We start from the raw sequence: 16,864 nt of genomic DNA, 5'->3' as shown, positions 1-16,864 counted from the left end.
GTGGTCTGACCACTGTGGTCCGACCACAGCAGGGTGAAATCGCAGATTTCACTGAATTCACCGACAACCCGACCACCGAAGGAGGCGCCCGTGAGCGACGACCGCCGCGCCTGGCAAGTTGTGCTCGAGAGCATCGAGCGTGACCTGCTCGAGGGTCGCCTGCGCCCGGGCGACCGCCTGCCCGGCGAGCGCGCCCTCGCCACCGATCTCGGCGTCGGCCGATCCAGCGTGCGTGAGGCCATCCGCGTGCTCGAGGTGCTCGGGCTCATCCGCACGGCCACGGGTTCCGGGCCGAGTTCAGGGGCCATTATCGTCGCGCTGCCGGGCGGCGGGATGTCCGCGCTCATGCGCCTGCAGGTCGCTGCGCAGGGATTCCCGGTCGCCGACATCGTCAAGACCCGCCTCGTGCTCGAAGCCTCGATCGTCACGGAACTCGCCGAGGCGGCGGGTGCCCCAAACGCCACTACGCCCGCCCTCTCCGACTCCGCCCACCTCCTCGACGCCATGGAATCCCCCGACCTCACCGAGGCCGAGTTTCTCGCCCTCGACGCGCAGTTCCACCTGTCGCTGGCCGAGGCATCCGGTAACCAGGTCATCACCGCGACAATGGCCGGGCTCCGCACCGCAATTGAGGGCTATGTGCGTGCGGGCGTGCCCGGCCTCGCCTCGTGGCCTGCGACATCCGCTCGCCTGATGCAGGAGCACCGCGAGATTCTCGCGGCGATCACCGCGGCCGACCCCGCGCTCGCCCGGGCCGCGATGCAGTCCCACATCACCCGCTATTACGCGGAGACCCAGCTGACCGACGCCCCACTGACCAACCGTGCCTTGCCAGGCTCGACCCCCGAATCACCGATCGCCTCGATCGCCCAACCCACCGCCAGCACAGAACCCACCGCCAGCACAGAAGGAAACTAACCCATGGTGAAGAGACAGTTCCCCAAGCCCCGCGACCTCATGCCGCTGATGCAGTTCAAGAAGCCAGAGTTCAACGCGCGCACGCGCCGCCTCGCAAGCGCGACGAGCATCGACGACCTGCGCACGATCGCCAAGCGCGTCACCCCGAAGGCTCCGTTCGACTACACGGATGGCGCCGCCGAGGGCGAGATTTCGCTCTCGCGGGCGCGTCAGGCGTTCCAGGACATCGAGTTCCACCCCTCGGTGCTGCGTGACGTGTCGAACGTCGACACGACCCGCGAGGTGCTCGGCAAGGTCAGCGCGATGCCGTTCGGTATCGCCCCGACCGGCTTCACCCGCATGATGCAGACCGAGGGCGAGCGCGCCGGAGCGACCGCCGCCGAGGCTGCGGGCATCCCGTTCTCGCTGTCGACCATGGGCACCACCTCGATCGAAGATGTCGCCGCCGCAGCCCCGAACGGCCGCAACTGGTTCCAGCTCTACATGTGGGCCGACCGGGAGCGTTCGCTCGCGCTCGTCGACCGCGCGGCAGCCGCCGGCTACGACACCCTGATGGTCACCGTCGACACCCCCGTCGGCGGCGCCCGCCTGCGCGACGTGAAGAACGGCTTCTCGATTCCGCCGGCACTCACCCCGAAGACCGTGCTGAACGCACTCCCCCGCCCGGCCTGGTGGATCAACTTCTTGACCACAGAGCCCCTCGCCTTCGCGAGCCTCGACCGCTGGTCCGGCACCGTTGCCGCCCTCATCGACACCATGTTCGACCCGACGGTCGGCCCAGACGAAGTGAAGTACATCCGCGAGACCTGGAAGGGCAAACTCGTCGTCAAGGGCATCCAGTCCGTCGCCGACGCCCGCCTGGCCGTCGAGCTCGGCGCCGACGCCATCGTGCTCTCCAACCACGGCGGACGCCAGCTCGACCGCGCCCCGATCCCCTTCCACCTGCTGCCGAGCGTGGTGCGCGAGGTCGGAACCGAGACCGAGGTTCACCTCGACACCGGCATCATGAACGGTGCCGACATCGTCGCATCCGTCGCCATGGGCGCCCGCTTCACCCTCATCGGCCGCGCCTACCTCTACGGCCTGATGGCCGGTGGCCGCCCGGGCGTCGACCGCACGATCGCCATCCTCTCCGAGGAGATCCGCCGCACCATGAAGCTGCTCGGCGTCGCCACACTCGACGAACTCGAGCCTGGCCATGTCACGCAGTTGGCTCGTCTGATGCCGATGGCTCAGCCCATGGCGGATGCCGTCGCCGCGGTTCCGACCAAGAAGGCACCGGTCAGAAAGGCGCCGGCCAGCACCAGCGCCGCAACCGTCACCGCTGCCGCAGCAGCGAAGGCTCCGGCGGCGAAGAAGGCCGCGGCTGCCACGGCTTCCGCTGCCGCGCAGACCGCGACAAAGAAGGCGCCGGCCCAGACCGCTGCCGCGAAGGTCGCCGGCGCGACCACCGCCGCTCCGAAGAAGCTGGCCGCGAAGAAGGCCACGATGCCGAAGCCGACGCCCGACGCCGACGACGCCGCCGACGCCGCCGAGTAACCTCACCGCGATCTCTCGCTCTCGCTCTCGCTCTCGCCCTCGCCCTCGCCGAGAGTCGCCGCTGCTGCCGATAGTCGCCGCTACAGCGGCGATTCTCGGCACGAACGGGTCATCTCGGCACCCGTCATCCCCTCGCCGAGCTTGACACTTGCGGTCGAGAATCCCCGGCTCAGCAGGGAAAGTCGACCGCAACTGTCAAGCTCGGCGGAAGCCGCGGGTCACGATGCGCAGAATCCGCACGGAGCAGCGGCCGAAATCAGCGCCGCAACTCCAGCGTGCAACACTTCACTCCGCCACCGCCGAGCAGCAGCTCGGACAGGTCGACCCCGATCGGGTTGTAGCCGCGCTCGCGCAGTTGGCGCTCGAAGTCCTTGGCGCGAGAGGCGATCACGACGTTGTAGCCGTCGGAGAACGAATTGAGGCCGAGGATCGCGGCATCCTCTTCGCTGACGATGACGGCATCCGGATAGCGCGTGCGCAGAATTTCGAGGCTCGGTTCGTCGAACGCGCTCGGCAGGTAGGCGATATTGCCGTCGGCGGCGCCGGGGTCGAGCACCGCGATGGCGGTGTCGAGGTGGTAGAAACTCGGGTTGATCAGGTTCAGGGTGATGACAGGGCGGCCGTAGATTTCGGCCAGCTCGACGTGGCTGTTCGACGCCGTGCGAAAGCCGGTGCCGGCGAGGATGACGTCGCCGACGAGCAGAAAGTCGCCCTCTCCCTCGTTGGTTTCGACCGGCTCGCGCACGTCGAAGTCGGCGCTGCGAAACCAGTCCATGTAGGCGGGCCCCTCCGGCTGGCGCTCTGGATAGGTGAACTTGGCGCCATAGGCGATGTTGTCGATGACGAAGCCGCCGTTGGCCGCGTAGACCATGTCGGGCAGGCCCTCGATCGGGTCGATCAGGTGCACGTCGAAGCCGAGGCCGACGTAGGTGTCGTACAGGGTCTGCCACTGGGCGACGGCGAGCGCGGTGTCGGTGGGCAGCGCCGGGTCCATATAGGGATTGATCCGGTAGACGACAGTGAAGTAGCTCGGTTTGCACATCAGCACCGTGCGGGCGGTGGGGATGCGCGTCGGCACGGCGGACATGGTGGCTTCATCGAGATCAATGGACATAGCGACTCCTTCATCGGTGTCGACAGCGCTCACGCTGCAGACTTCACTAGATGGCGGACCAGGTCACTCACGAGAGCCCGTTGCCACCGATTGCTCGGCCACATCGAGACGCCGGAACCAGTCTCACACGACATGATTCAACGTTTCGCGCACATTCGCGCAGATTATCCGCGCAATGCATGGGGACAGCGCAAGGATCTAGCTATACTCACCTAATGGACAACCTCGACCGCAGCATCCTTGACCTCCTCCGCCAAAATGCGCGGGCCGGCTACGGAGACATCGGTTCGACGGTCGGCCTGTCGGCATCGGCCGTGAAACGAAGAGTTGACCGCCTGGTTGCTGACGGAGTCATCCGTGGTTTCACGATCCAGGTCGATCCGGCGGTCGACGGCATGGCCACCGAAGCGTACGTCGAGCTGTTCTGCCGCGGCACCGTGGCCCCCGACGAATTGCTGCGCATCCTGTCGGGGGTTCCCGAGGTCGTCGACGCCGGCACGGTCACCGGCAGTGCCGATGCCATCGTTCGCATCAGGGCGCGCGACATCCCCGGCCTCGAGGCAGCGCTCGAAAAGGTACGGATGGCGCCGAACGTCGACCACACGCGCAGCGCGATCGTTCTCACCCGGCTGATTCACCGCACCGTCGACTAAGCCTCGGCGGCCACCCCGTCGGCCGACCGCGTGTCGAGACGCGTTGGTCGAGCGTGTCGAGACGCGTTGGTCGAGCGTGTCGAGACGCGGTCGGCCGACTTCTAATTCGTGACCGGCACCGGTTTCTGCGCCACCGGCGACAGAACGTGGATCAGGGCGACAGCGGCAATCGACCCGGCGCACAGGATGCCGGCGAGCACCACGACCTGAAACCGCCCGGCTTCCAGCGGCGAGGCCCCGCCGAAGATTGCCCCGACGAACGCGCCGGGAAGCGTGACCAGTCCCGTGGTCTTCGTCTGGTCGGTCGACGGAATCATCGCGAAATGAACGGCGCGCGACGCCAGCTCGCGGGTCGACTGGCGCGGGGTCGCGCCGAGCGCGAGCCAGCCCTCGACCTCGTCCCAGTGCTCGCCGACCGCTTCACCGAAGCGGCGCCCGGCGATCGTCGCGATCGACATGGCGTTTCCGATCACGATTCCGCCGTAGGCCAGTACATAGCGCGGCGTGAAGTCGATCGCCCCGGTGGCGAAGACGATGGTCAGGGTGACTGCGATGCCCAGCCCCATCGCGAACGTGACCCCGCCGAGGTGCGGCCACGACCATCCGATGCGCCGTGTGACGGTGCCGACCGCCGCCGCGAACATCACCGTCAGGCCGACTGCCACCCAGAGCGGGCTGGAGATGACGCCGCCGAGAATCAGGCTGATCGCCCCGAGCTGCAGGATGCCGCGGAGCAGCGCCCACGCCGGCGCGAACGGTTTCGGCGTGCGATAGCCGCGCAGCACGATCACGACAATCGCGATCAGAAGCAGCAGCCCCAGCAGGGTCGGCAGGAGCACGCCCAGTTGAGCGAGCAGTTCGGCCGGCCACGTCATGGTTTGAGACTACTCAGCGGCGGTCCCTCTGCCCGCCATAGGCCACTGCGCGGGTCGGGTGCCGGCGCGCGCGCTGGGGCCGACCAGCGCAGCGGCACCGGACCCGCGCGACGTCATTCTGCGCGAAAGTGACGAGGCATCCGACCCGCGCGCCGGCACCGCACCCGCGCAGCTCGACGGCGCTACCTCAAACGGCGAGCGGACCGAGGACGCCGGGGCCCAGAACGGGGGGTTCGATTCTCAAGGTTCACCCGCACGATTCCTCCCAGATCCGCGGGATCGCTGCAACACTAGGGAATTCGACTCGATGCTCATCACGAACGCTGTTGTTCACTGGCATTGCATTTCAGAGCCTCCCAGTTTCACGACCTTGCTGTTCACGACACTCGACAGGACTCCTATGACCGACAGCGCCGCATCCGCCAGCGATCAGAGCACCGATCAGAGCAGCGATCAGAGCGCCCAGAGCAGCACGCCGCCCCGGTCTGATCTCACCGGCTGGAGCCGCGCGCCGTTCACGGCAGCCGGCCTGACCCACGACTGTTTCGAAAAGGGCAGTGGTCCGGGGGTGGTGCTCATCCCGGAGATCCCCGGGATCACGCCAGAGGTGCTCGCCCTCGCCGACCACCTCATCGCCAACGGTTTCACCGTTGTCGTTCCCTCCCCTTTCGGCACGCCAGGCCGACTGGGTACCCCCGGCTACATCGCCAAGGTCATCACCCGCCTGTGCGTTTCGGCCGAGTTCCGCGCGTTCGCGGTGGGTGCAGAGCGCCCGATCACCGGCTACCTGCGTGCCGTCGCCGCCGACCTCGCCGCTCGAACCCCCGGGCCAGGTGTCGGGGTGATCGGCATGTGCTTCACCGGCGGTTTCGCCTTGGCCACGGCAGTGGATGACGTTGTGCTGGCTCCCGTGGTCAGCCAACCATCGGTTCCGTTCCCCGTCGGGCGAGCCCGCCAGCTCGACCCGGGGGTGAGCCCGGCCGCGCTCGACCGCATCGCAGAGCGCACGAAGAACGACAACCTCTGCGTGCTCGGACTGCGTTTCAGCGAGGACGTCACGTCGCCCCGCGCCCGTTTCGACACCCTGCGCGCACGGCTCGGCGACGCCTTCGAGGTCATCGAACTCGACTCCTCCCCTGGCAACCCGGCCGGTTTCACAACCGGCGCTCACTCGCTGCTTACCAACGAGGTGCGCGAGGTGCCCGGCCACCCCACGATCGCCGCGCGCGACCGGGTGGTGGAGTTTCTCAAAGAACGCATCAGCGTCGCGGCGTAGCACGTGATCACCACAATGGATGCGTCCTTCGTCACGCTCGACCCGCAGTCCACGACTCCTGCCTCTGAGCAGTTGCGCACGCAGATTCTCGCCGGCGTGCAGTCGGGGCGGCTGGCCGCTGGCGACAAACTACCGACGGTGCGCGGCCTGGCCGACCATCTCGGACTCGCCGCGAACACCGTCGCGAAGGCCTACCGCGCCCTGGAACAGGACGAGGTGATCGAGACCAGAGGGCGCAACGGGTCGTTCGTCTCCGCCAGCGGTGATTCGACCCACCGGCAGGCGCAGCTGGCGGCCGTCGCCTACGCCGACCGCATCACCACGCTCGGCGTCGCGCCCACCGAGGCGCTCGCCCTGGCGGCTGCCGCCCTCGGCATCCGTTAGACCTGATCACTCCGGCGGTCCCAAGCCGCGCCCCTGCACTCGAGCGCTGCACGTTCGCGGGGAAATGCCTTCGCGAAAGGTCGCAGACCGCCCCATGAATCGATCTCAAGGGGCGGTCTGCGACCTTTCGCGTAACGAAACGGGCCCATGCCGAACACGAGCGCGAGGGGAAGCGAGAGCGCGAGAAGGAACTCGAGCGTGAGGGCGCGAGGAGAAATCGAACGCAAACCCGGGTGCGGACACGCACACGCACCCGCACCCGCACCCGCGGCCAGATCACGCGGCGCTAGATCACACCGTCAGAGAGCGTGCTCGGGTTGCCGAAGCGGTGAGCGGTGATCGAGATCGCCTGCTCGCGCAAGAACGGCAGCACCTCCACCCGGCCGGCCTGCGTGACCGGGTGCGAGTAGACCGCCACGTCGGGGCTGCCGCCGAGGGCGCCGAGCAGCGCTGTCGCCGCCGCTGCCGCTCCGTCGAACTGGTCGCCGCCGATCAGCCGCACCCGGCTGGTGGTGATGCCGCCCTGGGCGGCACGCTTCAGCCAGTCGGCGTCGCTCTCGACGTGCACCGGCACTTCCCGGCCGTCGAGCAGGTTGCGCACCTTCGGTGGAATCGCGACGGCGCTCGAGACCACGAACTTCGACTGCGAGAGTGTGGCCGCGGCGATCACACGCAGCAGCTCGCCGAGGGAGCCGTCCTCGCCGAGGCGCACCGTGACGGGCAGCGGCAGGTAGCGGAACAGGTTGCGCTCGAGGCCCACCGCCGAGACATCCTTCACCGCGCTGAACTCGTCACGCCAGGCGATCGCATCACTGAGGGCAGAGCGGCGCAGGATGTCGAAATCGGTGTAGTCGAGGGAGCTCTGTGAGGCCTCGATCACGTCGGTCACCCGCTGCTCCAGCCCGCGCAGGTGCAGCGTCGAGCTGTTCTTGCCCGGCGCACTCATCCAGCTGCCGAGACCGTAGAGGTAGTTCGGGCCGCCGGCCTTGGTGCCGGCTCCGACCGAGGAACGCTTCCAGCCGCCGAACGGCTGGCGCTCGACGATCGCGCCGGTGATGCCGCGGTTCACATAGAGGTTTCCGGCCTCGACCGTGTCGAGCCACTCGGCGAGTTCGTCGGAGTCGAGCGACTGCAGCCCGGCCGTCAGCCCGTAGTCGACGGCGTTCTGAAAACGGATGGCCTCCTCCAGCGACTTCGCGTGCATGATGCCGAGCACGGGGCCGAAGAATTCGGTGAGGTGAAAGTACGAGCCGGGGGCAACACCGGTGCGGATGCCGGGCGACCAGAGCTTGCCGGTGTCGTCGAGCTGGCGCGGCTCGACGAGCCACTCCTCCTCGACGCCCAACGAGGTGAGCGCGTGCAGTAGCTTGCCGTTGGCCGGTTCGATGATCGGACCCATCTGGGTCGCCGGGTCGGAGGGGTAGCCCACGTGCAGCGAGGTCGCCGCATCCACCAGCTGGCGCACAAACCGCTCAGACTTGGCGACCGACCCCACCAGGATCACCAGGCTGGCGGCCGAGCACTTCTGGCCGGCGTGACCGAACGCGCTCTTGATCACATCGGCGGCGGCCAGGTCGAGGTCGGCGCTCGGCGTGACGATAATGGCGTTCTTGCCGCTGGTCTCGGCCAGCAAGGGCAGGTCGTTGCGGAACGAACGGAACAGCTGGGCGGTCTCGTAGCCGCCGGTCAGGATGACGCGGTCGACGGCCGGGTGGGAGATCAGCTGGGTGCCGAGGTCGCGGTTGCCGAGGTCCACGAGTGCGAGCAGTTCGCGTGGGACTCCCGCCTCCCAGAGCGCCTCAACCATGATGGCGCCGGAGCGCTGCGCGAGCTTGGCCGGCTTGATGATGACTCCGGAGCCGGAGGCGAGCGCCGACAGCACCGAACCGGCCGGGATGGCGACCGGAAAGTTCCACGGCGGGGTGACCACGGTCAGCGTCGACGGCACGAAGATCGCGCCCTGCACGGCGTCGAGGTCTTTGGCCCGTTCAGCGTAGTAGTGGGCGAAGTCGATGGCTTCGCTGATCTCCGGGTCGGATTCGGCGATGGTCTTGCCGGTCTCGGCCGCCATCACTTCGATCAACCTGTCACGGTTGCGGGCGAGCGCCTCGCCGGCACGGTGAAGCACACGGGCCCGCTCGGCGCCGCTCTTCTGACCCCAGGTGGTTCCGGCGGTGACGACGGTGGCGATGACCTCGTCGAGGCGGGCCGCCTCGTCGATGCGCGCGGCGGCGATGGTGTCGACGCCGAGCTGGCTTTGCTCGACGCGGGCCAGGATGGCGCGGCCCCAGGCACGGTTCGCCGGCAGCGACGGGTCGGTGTCTGGTTCGTTGTGAAATCCGGATGCGAGGGCGCGCGCGCCCTGCACGGGGTGTGGTCCAGCCACCCCGACCTGCGTCGCCGCGGCTTCGTGCGATCCGGCTTCGACTGTTCCGGCATCAAACGATCCGGCTCCGGGAGCCGCGGCGTCAAGCAAACCGGTGCCGAGCGACCCACGGGTGAGGCCGAGCACCGCGTTGGTGAGCTGCGGGTCTTCCTCGCGGGCTCGTGGCTGCGTGAAAGAGAGCGCGTCATCCGCTGCGGCGATGGCCGCCGCATCCGTTGCCTGGCCGGATTCCACCGCTGCGGCCTTCGCGGCACGGTCGAGTTCGGTCTCCAGCGCCCGGTTCTGGGTGCGGTGCGGGGTGGGAACGCTGATGGTGTCGGCGTTCAGCTCGTCGAGCGAGGCGATGAAGCGCTTCTTCTCGCGCTGGAACAGGGCCGGTGTGCTGGTCAGCTCGAACACGGCCGACATGAAGTTCTCTTGGCTCGCGTTCTCTTCGAGGCGGCGGATCAGGTAGCTGATGGCCACGTCGAACTCGGCCGGGTTCACGACCGGCGTGTAGAGCAGCAGGCGTCCGACATCCCGGCGCACCGCCTCGGCCTGGCTGGTGGCCATGCCGAGCAGCATCTCGAATTCGACCCGGTCGGCCACGCCGCGACGCACGGAGAGCAGGTGGGCGTAGGCCACGTCGAAGAGGTTGTGGCCGGCGACGCCGACCTTGACGGCATCCGTGTTCTCGGGGGTGAACGCCCAGTTGAGCACGCGCTTGTAGTTGGTGTCGCTGTCTTGCTTGGTCGAATAGGTGGCGAGCGGCCAGTCGTGCACGGCCGAGTCGACGTGTTCCATCGCCAGGTTCGCGCCCTTGACGATGCGCACCTTGATCGGTGCGCCACCGGTCGCCCGACGCTTCTGCGCCCAGGCGGTGAGGCCCTGCAGCGCGGCGAGCGCGTCGGGCAGGTAGGCCTGCAGCACGATTCCGGCCTCGAGGCCTTCGAGACCCTCCTGGTCGAGGATGCGCTCGAACACCGCGATGGTGAGGTCGAGGTCGCGGTACTCCTCCATGTCGAGGTTGATGAATTTGGCGCCAGTGGGAGCGGATGCGGCGAGTCGGTAGAGCGGGGTCAGCCGCTCGACGACCCGGTCGACGGCCTCGTCGAATGACCACATCGACAGCTGGCTGGCGATGGCGGAGACCTTGATCGAGACGTAGTCGACGTCGTCGCGGGCGAGCAGTGCGCGGGTGCCTTCGAGGCGTCGCAGCGCCTCTTTCTCGCCGAGCACGGCCTCGCCGAGCAGGTTGATGTTCAGGCGGTTGCCGCCTTCGCGCAGTTTCGCGATCGCCGGGCCGAGCTTGTCGGGGGTCGCGTCGACGACGAGGTGACCGACCATCTGGCGCAGCACGGTGCGGGCGGCGGGAATGACCACCCAGGGCAGCACCGGCCCCATCACGCCGCCGAGTCCGATGGCTCCGCGCATGTAGGAGGGCAGGAACCCTGGTGCCTTCTTCGCCACCTTTTGCAGGTTGTAGCCGGCGACCATCACGTCTTCTGGGCGCATCACGCCGTCGACGAAGCCCACGGTGAAGTCGAGACCATTCGGGTCTTTGAGCACGCCGGCCAGACGCTCGGCCGAGGCGTCGGCAGGAATCTCCGCGCTCTCGGCGAGCCACTTCTGTACGAGGGCGACGACCTCGGTGGCGAGGTCTTTCTGCGCGGGGACAGTGGGATTGGTCATGGTCACGAGATTAGTCTTTCGTTCGCTGAGTCTGCTCTGAGGCAGCGGGCGGGGCGTGCTGGGTGCAGGTGTTACACCCGCCCATTCGACGGAGATTCTTGACCTCCCGGCCGAAAACGGCCCGAAACGGGTTCATAACCGCAAAATCTCCGTCGAATGGGGGAAAAAAGCGGGGTGCTGATCTCAGTGTGATGCCCAAGTTCGTGAAGCAAAAGCGAATCTTTCTGAACGATAATGATAAGCAAACTTGACGGATGCGCCGCGACGGCCACGGCAGGAAAGTGAGCGACGATGCTGGATGTGCGACGGTTGCGCCTGCTGCGCGAACTCAAGATTCGCGGAACCCTCGCCGGCGTCGCTGAAGCGCTCGCCTACAGTCCCTCTGCCGTCTCGCAGCAGCTCGCCCTCCTCGAGAAAGAAGTCGGGGTTCCGCTGCTGCAGAAAGTCGGGCGGCGCGTGCAGCTCACTCCGCAGGCCGAGATTCTCGTGGCGCACACCGCGCACGTGCTCGAACGGCTCGAGCTCGCCGAAGCCGAGGTGACGGCTTCCCTCACCACCGTCTCCGGAACCGTACGCGTCGCCGTCTTCCAGTCGGCCGCGCACGCCGTGATCCCGCAGGCGCTCACCCTGCTCGCCGCCGACTACCCCGACCTCCGCGTCGAAATCACCGAGCGCGAGCCCGAACTGGGCCTGTTCGAGGTGTCGGCCCGCGACTTCGACCTCGTCATCGCCGAGCAATACCCCGGCACCACGCGGCAGCATCGGCCCGATCTCGACCGCGTTCCGCTGGCGACGGATGCGCTGCGACTGGCGGTCTCACCCGCGGCGACTCGACCGGGTGCGCCCGGTGCCGCGTCCCTCCCGATCACCTCGCTCACCGCTGCGGCGGCGCTGCCGTGGGTGATGGAACCGGCCGACACCGCCTCCCGCCACTGGGCGACGCAACTCTGCCGGTCGGCCGGTTTCGAGCCCGATGTGCGCTTCGAGACCGCCGACCTGATCGCCCACATCCGGCTGATCGAATCCGGAAATGCCGTCGGCATCCTTCCCGACCTCGTCTGGGCCGGCGCTCGGCCGAGCGTGCACCTGGTCGATCTGCCGGGCCACCCGGAGCGCACCGTCTTCACTTCGGCCCGCCGCTCGAGCGCCGATCGCCCCGGTGTCGTCGCCGTGCGTGCCGCGCTGGCGGATGCCGTCGCGCGCGTGGCGGCGCCGGCCGTCGGCCCCGTCGTCGGTTCCGTCGTCGGCTGACTCTCGTCGCGCGCCCCCTCATAGCGCGCCCCCTCATCGCGCACCCCCTCGTCATGCACCCCCTCATCGCGCGCCCCCTCGTTGCGCGCCCCTTCATCGCGCGCCCCCTCATCGCGCTGACTCTCGTCGTGCGCCCCCTCATCGCGCGGGGCGAGTTCGCGCGTGCGCTCATATCGTCGCTTCCAGGCATCCACGCGCGACGATTCGAGCGCACGCGCGAATGAAGTGAGCGGGAGCTCGCACCTCGACATCCGTTGTTCGCGAGTGCGGGCGAATAGCCGCTCTGAGTCGCCGGATAGCGACCGTTTGCCCGCACTCGCGGGCATTTGGGCCGCCGCTGCGCACCCCCGGCAGCGAAATCTCGCCGCCCACGTCACGCGTGCGCTTGAATCGTCGCCTCCCGCGACCGAGCACGACGATTTGAGCGCACGCGCGGGGCGAACGGGGGCCGGCATGGGGCGGACCAGCGCGCGCGAAGCGAACCGGCACAAACCAGCGTGAATCGGAGCGGGGGGACGACTCAAACCGGAGGGCGGAAACGAGCCGGCGTGAACCGAGGGTGAACAGGGTGCGAGACCCGACGCGCCGCCACCGTTCGCCGGGATGCGCGGTGTAAGTTACAACGAACATGTCTGATCGGTCGGGCGTCGCGGGTCACCCGCGCGGCTGGCCGTCATTTCGATTGGGGATCCTTCACATGCGCAAAGTTCTGAGCCTGACCGCCATCGTCGCCCTCGCCTTCGCGCTCAGCGGCTGCGCCACCAACGCTGGCGGCGCCGGCAACGACGCGACGGGATCCTGGGGCAAGGTCGACGTGCAGGGCGAGCCGTCGCTCGACCTGGCCGAGGGAGGCAAGCTGAGTGGAACCGACGGCTGCAACCGTCTCATGGGCAACTGGACTCAGGACGGCGACACCGTGAAGTTCAGCGACCTCGCCTCGACGATGATGGCTTGCGAAGGCGTCGACACCTGGCTGAGCCTCGCGACCACCGGCACGGTGAGCGGCTCCACACTGACGCTCCTCGACGCCGACGACAAGACCATCGGAACCCTCGAGCGCAGCGAGTAGTCCCCGTCACCGCCGCAACCCCGCACTCGCCAGGGCCAGAGCCGTCGCCAGAGCCCTTGCCAAAGCCGTCGCCATCGGAGGGCGCCGGCCCTGAGCTGCGGCCGACGAGCAGCATCCGTCAGTATCGTGCTGCCGATCGGGCGGATGTCTACCGCGTCTGTCTGCTCACTGGCGACGCCGGCACCGATGCCACCGGTCTGTACCTCGACGAGACGGTCGTCGCCGACATCTACGCCGGCCCCTATCTCGAGCTGGAGCCGGATCTGTCGTTCGTGGTCGACACCGATCGCGGGGTCGAGGGGTACATCATCGGCACCGCAGACACCCGGCAGTTCGTTCGTCGCTATCGCGAGCATTGGCTGCCGGGTTTTGCAGATCGGCACGCGCGCCCGGCTGCGGCGCTGGGGGTGGCGCTGGGCACGGAGCTGAGCCTCGCCGAGGAGATGGCCGACCGCGGCTACCGGCCGGAGAACATGCTCATCGACGAGGTCGACGAGTTTCCCGCCCACCTGCACATCAACCTGCTGCCCTCGCTGCAGGGGCAGGGTCTTGGCCGGGAGCTGATTCGCACTCTGCTCGCCGCCCTGCGCGAACGGGGAGTTGCGGCAGTGCACCTCGGAGTCTCCCCGACCAATGCCTCGGCGAGCGCCTTCTACCGGCGACTGGGCTTCACCGAGCTCGGCTCGAGCACGCCGGAGCATCCGCTCTTCGGTATCAGAACGGATGCGCCGGTCTAGTTTTCTTGCTGGTCGAAGAGCGAGCGCCAGCGAGCGTCTCGAGACCCCCGCCGGCCGACCTACAGACGCAACCCGGCTCAAGGATCCGCTCGCGCGATCTCGAGCAGTGAGGCCGCTGCGCGGCATTGTGGTGAACGAATCTGACCATTTCGGTGGTCGAGGAGGCCGCCCGCGGCCGTCTCGAGACCCCGTGAGCCAATGTTTGAACGCAACCCGAGTTCAAGGATTGGCTCGCGAGATCTCGAGCTGTGGCGCCGCTGCGCGGCATAGTGGTGAACGAATCTGACCATTTCGTTGGTCGAGGAGGCCGCCCGCGGCCGTCTCGAGACCTCGCGAGCCGATGTTCGAAGTCAACCCGAGTTCAAGGATTGGCTCGCGAGATCTCGAGCAGTGGCGCCGCTGCGCGGCATTGTGGTGAACGAATCTGACCATTTCGTTGGTCGAGGAGGCCGCCCGCGGCCGTCTCGAGACCCCGCGAGCCAATGTTTGAACGCAACCCGAGTTCAAGAATTGGCTCGCGAGATCTCGAGACGCGTGCTCGCAAGCTCGCGCGCTCCTCGATCGACGAAGTGGTCATTTGCCTCATAGACGCGGCCGACTCCGTCGGGCGCTCCTCGATCACCGATTGCGCCCCAGGAGGCGCTCCGCCTCCTCCCCCACTGTGAGCGCGTGATCAGCCGGCAGCCCGTCGAGCTCGTACCAGGTCGCCGAGAGCGCGCTCCAGGCGATCAGCCAGCGCAGGAGGGTGTCGGGGTCGTACGCCGCGGCATCCGCCACGACTGCCACCTGTCGAGCCAACCGGCCCTGGCGCACGGCCACGGCCTGAGTCGGATTGCAGAACAGATTGAGGAAGTCGAAAATCGGGTCGCCGACGATGCCCTTGGGGTCGATCGCCAACCACCCGGCGTCGCCGAAGTCGAGTACGTTGCCGTGGTGCATATCGCCGTGGAGCACGACGCTCTCGCGCTGCCCAGCGAGCAGCACCCGCGCATCGGCCGCGGCTCGAGCGAAGAAACCGCCGCGCTGCTCACCGTGCGCGAAGAGGTCGGCGAACCGCTCGGTCAGGCTGGGCATTTCACCGGCCAGAGCCGGCGGGACCGGGCCCGGCATCGAATGAAGTCGAGCCACCGTCCAGCAGAATCGTCGCATCGTCGTGTTCGAGTACCGCGGCGGACCCCGCGTCAGATTCGCCCCACCACACCATCACGCGGTTGCCGATCCGCTCCTCGGCCACCAGCGCGTGCTTGAGCATGGCCGGGGTTCCGTCGCCGCGTCGCACCGGGGCGAGCAGACTGCTGGCGGTTGCGAACGGCTCCCCGTCTGGCACCAGATTCCAGCGTTCGAACGCCGAATCGAGAAGACTCAGGCCAGACGGGGCCGCGGCAGCACTCATCCGACCAGTATGCCTCTGGCCGTGCGCAGGCCCTGCAGAAGCGGCGTCGTGGGCCGGCCGATCAGCTGGGCGAGGTCGCCAGAGGTTACCTCGAGCGCGCCGTCGCGGATGTTGGAGTCGAGAGCCGCGACGAACTGCACAGCACCAGCGGGCAGACCGGCCGCCGTCATTTCCGCGATGTGCTCCTCTGTGCTGATCGCGCGGAACGGGATCTCGCGCCCGAGGATGTCGCTGAACGCAGCGGCGAGGTCTCCGAAGTTCCAGGCGACGTCGCCGGAAAGCTCGTAGGTCGCGCCATCGTGGCCCTCTCCGAGGAGAACGACGGCTGCGGCATCCGCGTAGTCAGCCCGGCTGGCGCTGGCGACCCGGCCGTCGCCGACACTCACCGCGATCTCGCCGCTCGCGTCTGACTGGTCGAGCATGTCGAGGTAGTTCTCGGTGTACCAGCCGTTGCGCAGGATGGTGAAACCGAGGCCAGAGGCGCGAATCAGTTCTTCGGTCGCCTTGTGCTCTGGAGCCAGAATGAGTGCAGAGGTGTCGGCCTGCGGAGCGCTCGTGTAGACGATGCGGCCGACACCAGCGGCCTGCGCAGCGGTGATCACTGCAGCGTGCTGTGCCACGCGCTGACCCATTTCGGTGCCGGAGACCAGCATCACGCTGTCGGCGCCGACGAAGGCCGCAGCCAGGCTCGCCTCATCGGAATAGTCGATGCTGGCCGTCGTGACTCCGAGCTCGGCCAGTGCGGCCAGTTTGTCGGCCTGACGTCCGGCGGCGACGATGCTCGTCGGCTCCGCTCCACGGGCGAGAAGCGATTCGACGATGAGACGACCGAGGTGCCCAGTGGCTCCGGTGACGACAACTGTCATGGGGATGTTCCTTTCGAAGGGGATCATCAACCCCAACGCCGGGCGGCGTGGAAGATTCCTGATCTCGTCGAATGAATTCGCCCGACCCCCTGCGCGCCTGACCCGCCGCCGAGACAACTACCATTTCTCTGGCCCCGCGGGGCAAAGAGGCTTAGCCTCAAATTAGCCGGCTGCCGAGTTGGCTCGTGTTCCGCACACCGTGGAGGTCGCAATGTCAATCAAACCAACCGGACGCCTCGCCCACCGCCCCGATGGGCTTTATCTCATGCTCGATCGACTGTTCTCCGCCCCGATCGAGGATGTCTGGTGGAGCGTGACCCATGCAGCCGAACTCGAGAAATGGATCGGCACCTACACGGGCTCCCCGTCAACCGGAGCCGTCAAGTTTCTGATGACCGCAGAAGACGACGCCACCTGGGAGTACGTGAGTATTCTGGAATGCAATGCACCGCACCGGTTCTCCTGCGACATCGGCACTGGGGATGACGCGTGGCGGCTGCTGGTTCACCTGGTTGAAGGCGCCCACAAGACCACCCTCACGCTCGGCCAACGGCTCCGAAGCCCGGCCGAGGCTGCAACGGTCGGTCCGGGCTGGGACTACTATCTCGACCGGCTGATTGCCGCGCGGGCCGGAGAGCCGCTACCCGAGTGGGAGCACTACTACCCGGCGCACGCGCAGTATTACAAGGAGCTCATCGTTCCGAGCACGTCTGCCTAGCCACACGCGGCAGC

Annotated in this window: 12 protein-coding genes and 2 pseudogenes; 9 read left to right on the top strand and 5 right to left on the bottom strand. The window is 67.7% G+C overall.

The window, feature by feature from the left end:
• The first annotated feature begins 90 nt into the window (after window positions 1-90).
• Both ABD791_RS18360 and ABD791_RS18355 read left to right on the top strand, forming a co-directional pair.
• A complete protein-coding gene (locus ABD791_RS18360) occupies window positions 91-918 on the top strand; it encodes a FadR/GntR family transcriptional regulator (RefSeq protein WP_345069327.1) in 828 nt (275 codons plus the stop codon).
• Window positions 919-921: 3 nt separating this feature from the next.
• Window positions 922-2,169: pseudogene (locus tag ABD791_RS18355) on the top strand (alpha-hydroxy acid oxidase); the annotation flags it as partial.
• Between the two features lie 544 nt (window positions 2,170-2,713).
• On the opposite strand, the gene ddaH reads toward ABD791_RS18355, so the two are convergent.
• The gene (ddaH, locus tag ABD791_RS18350) at window positions 2,714-3,571 is read right to left on the bottom strand and encodes a dimethylargininase (protein WP_345069326.1); all 858 of its coding nucleotides are present in this window, start codon (window positions 3,569-3,571) and stop codon (window positions 2,714-2,716) included.
• 215 nt (window positions 3,572-3,786) lie between these two features.
• Between ddaH and ABD791_RS18345 the strand changes: the two genes are divergently transcribed.
• Window positions 3,787-4,224: an Lrp/AsnC family transcriptional regulator gene (locus ABD791_RS18345; protein WP_345069325.1), complete on the top strand. Its 438-nt coding sequence runs from the start codon at window positions 3,787-3,789 to the stop codon at window positions 4,222-4,224.
• Window positions 4,225-4,325: 101 nt separating this feature from the next.
• Here the strand turns inward: ABD791_RS18345 and ABD791_RS18340 are convergent, their stop codons facing one another.
• Entirely contained in the window at window positions 4,326-5,099 is a 774-nt protein-coding gene (locus ABD791_RS18340; protein WP_345069324.1) for an ABC transporter permease, read from the bottom strand.
• A 400-nt stretch (window positions 5,100-5,499) separates the two neighbouring features.
• Here ABD791_RS18340 and ABD791_RS18335 point away from each other — a divergent pair, with 400 nt between their 5' ends.
• Together ABD791_RS18335 and ABD791_RS18330 are read left to right on the top strand one after the other, a co-directional pair.
• The gene (locus ABD791_RS18335; RefSeq protein WP_345069323.1) at window positions 5,500-6,375 is read left to right on the top strand and encodes a dienelactone hydrolase family protein; all 876 of its coding nucleotides are present in this window, start codon (window positions 5,500-5,502) and stop codon (window positions 6,373-6,375) included.
• A gap of 3 nt (window positions 6,376-6,378) precedes the next feature.
• On the top strand, window positions 6,379-6,759 hold the full coding sequence (locus ABD791_RS18330) for a GntR family transcriptional regulator (protein ID WP_345069322.1): 381 nt from the start codon (window positions 6,379-6,381) through the stop codon (window positions 6,757-6,759).
• Window positions 6,760-7,045: 286 nt separating this feature from the next.
• On the opposite strand, the gene ABD791_RS18325 is transcribed toward ABD791_RS18330, so the two are convergent.
• Window positions 7,046-10,816 carry a proline dehydrogenase family protein gene (locus ABD791_RS18325; protein WP_345069321.1) on the bottom strand — a complete coding sequence of 1,257 codons (3,771 nt, stop codon included), beginning with the start codon at window positions 10,814-10,816 and terminating at the stop codon, window positions 7,046-7,048.
• 291 nt (window positions 10,817-11,107) lie between these two features.
• Between ABD791_RS18325 and ABD791_RS18320 the strand changes: the two genes are divergently transcribed.
• The 3 genes from ABD791_RS18320 to ABD791_RS18310 all read left to right on the top strand — a co-directional run bounded on the left by ABD791_RS18320 (window position 11,108) and on the right by ABD791_RS18310 (window position 13,873).
• Window positions 11,108-12,067: a LysR family transcriptional regulator gene (locus ABD791_RS18320; protein ID WP_345069320.1), complete on the top strand. Its 960-nt coding sequence runs from the start codon at window positions 11,108-11,110 to the stop codon at window positions 12,065-12,067.
• 697 nt (window positions 12,068-12,764) lie between these two features.
• Complete coding sequence (locus ABD791_RS18315) at window positions 12,765-13,136, top strand: META domain-containing protein (protein ID WP_345069319.1); 372 nt, start codon at window positions 12,765-12,767, stop codon at window positions 13,134-13,136.
• 56 nt (window positions 13,137-13,192) lie between these two features.
• Window positions 13,193-13,873 (top strand): GNAT family N-acetyltransferase, encoded by a 681-nt coding sequence (locus tag ABD791_RS18310; RefSeq protein ID WP_345069318.1) that lies wholly within the window; start codon window positions 13,193-13,195, stop codon window positions 13,871-13,873.
• Window positions 13,874-14,491: 618 nt separating this feature from the next.
• Here ABD791_RS18310 and ABD791_RS18305 read toward each other — a convergent pair.
• Window positions 14,492-15,266 (bottom strand): annotated as a pseudogene (locus ABD791_RS18305) (aminoglycoside phosphotransferase family protein).
• Entirely contained in the window at window positions 15,263-16,132 is an 870-nt protein-coding gene (locus tag ABD791_RS18300) for an SDR family oxidoreductase (protein ID WP_345069317.1), read from the bottom strand. Before ABD791_RS18300 ends, ABD791_RS18305 begins: the two are co-directional and overlap by 4 nt.
• A 211-nt stretch (window positions 16,133-16,343) precedes the next feature.
• Between ABD791_RS18300 and ABD791_RS18295 the strand changes: the two genes are divergently transcribed.
• Complete coding sequence (locus ABD791_RS18295; RefSeq protein WP_345069316.1) at window positions 16,344-16,850, top strand: SRPBCC domain-containing protein; 507 nt, start codon at window positions 16,344-16,346, stop codon at window positions 16,848-16,850.
• Window positions 16,851-16,864 lie beyond the last annotated feature (14 nt).

This window comes from Glaciibacter kafniensis (assembly GCF_039538945.1).
GTDB lineage: Bacteria > Actinomycetota > Actinomycetes > Actinomycetales > Microbacteriaceae > Cryobacterium > Cryobacterium kafniensis.
This window is presented reverse-complemented; position numbering and strand designations above follow the sequence as displayed.

Excerpts from the sequence above, each read along its gene's own strand:
- ddaH (WP_345069326.1), bottom strand. The coding sequence starts at position 3,571 with ATGTCCATTGATCTCGATGAAGCCACCATGTCCGCCGTGCCGACGCGC.
- ABD791_RS18345 (WP_345069325.1), top strand. The coding sequence starts at position 3,787 with ATGGACAACCTCGACCGCAGCATCCTTGACCTCCTCCGCCAAAATGCG.
- ABD791_RS18340 (WP_345069324.1), bottom strand. The coding sequence starts at position 5,099 with ATGACGTGGCCGGCCGAACTGCTCGCTCAACTGGGCGTGCTCCTGCCG.
- ABD791_RS18335 (WP_345069323.1), top strand. The coding sequence starts at position 5,500 with ATGACCGACAGCGCCGCATCCGCCAGCGATCAGAGCACCGATCAGAGC.
- ABD791_RS18325 (WP_345069321.1), bottom strand. The coding sequence starts at position 10,816 with ATGACCAATCCCACTGTCCCCGCGCAGAAAGACCTCGCCACCGAGGTC.
- ABD791_RS18320 (WP_345069320.1), top strand. The coding sequence starts at position 11,108 with ATGCTGGATGTGCGACGGTTGCGCCTGCTGCGCGAACTCAAGATTCGC.
- ABD791_RS18315 (WP_345069319.1), top strand. The coding sequence starts at position 12,765 with ATGCGCAAAGTTCTGAGCCTGACCGCCATCGTCGCCCTCGCCTTCGCG.
- ABD791_RS18300 (WP_345069317.1), bottom strand. The coding sequence starts at position 16,132 with ATGACAGTTGTCGTCACCGGAGCCACTGGGCACCTCGGTCGTCTCATC.
- ABD791_RS18295 (WP_345069316.1), top strand. The coding sequence starts at position 16,344 with ATGTCAATCAAACCAACCGGACGCCTCGCCCACCGCCCCGATGGGCTT.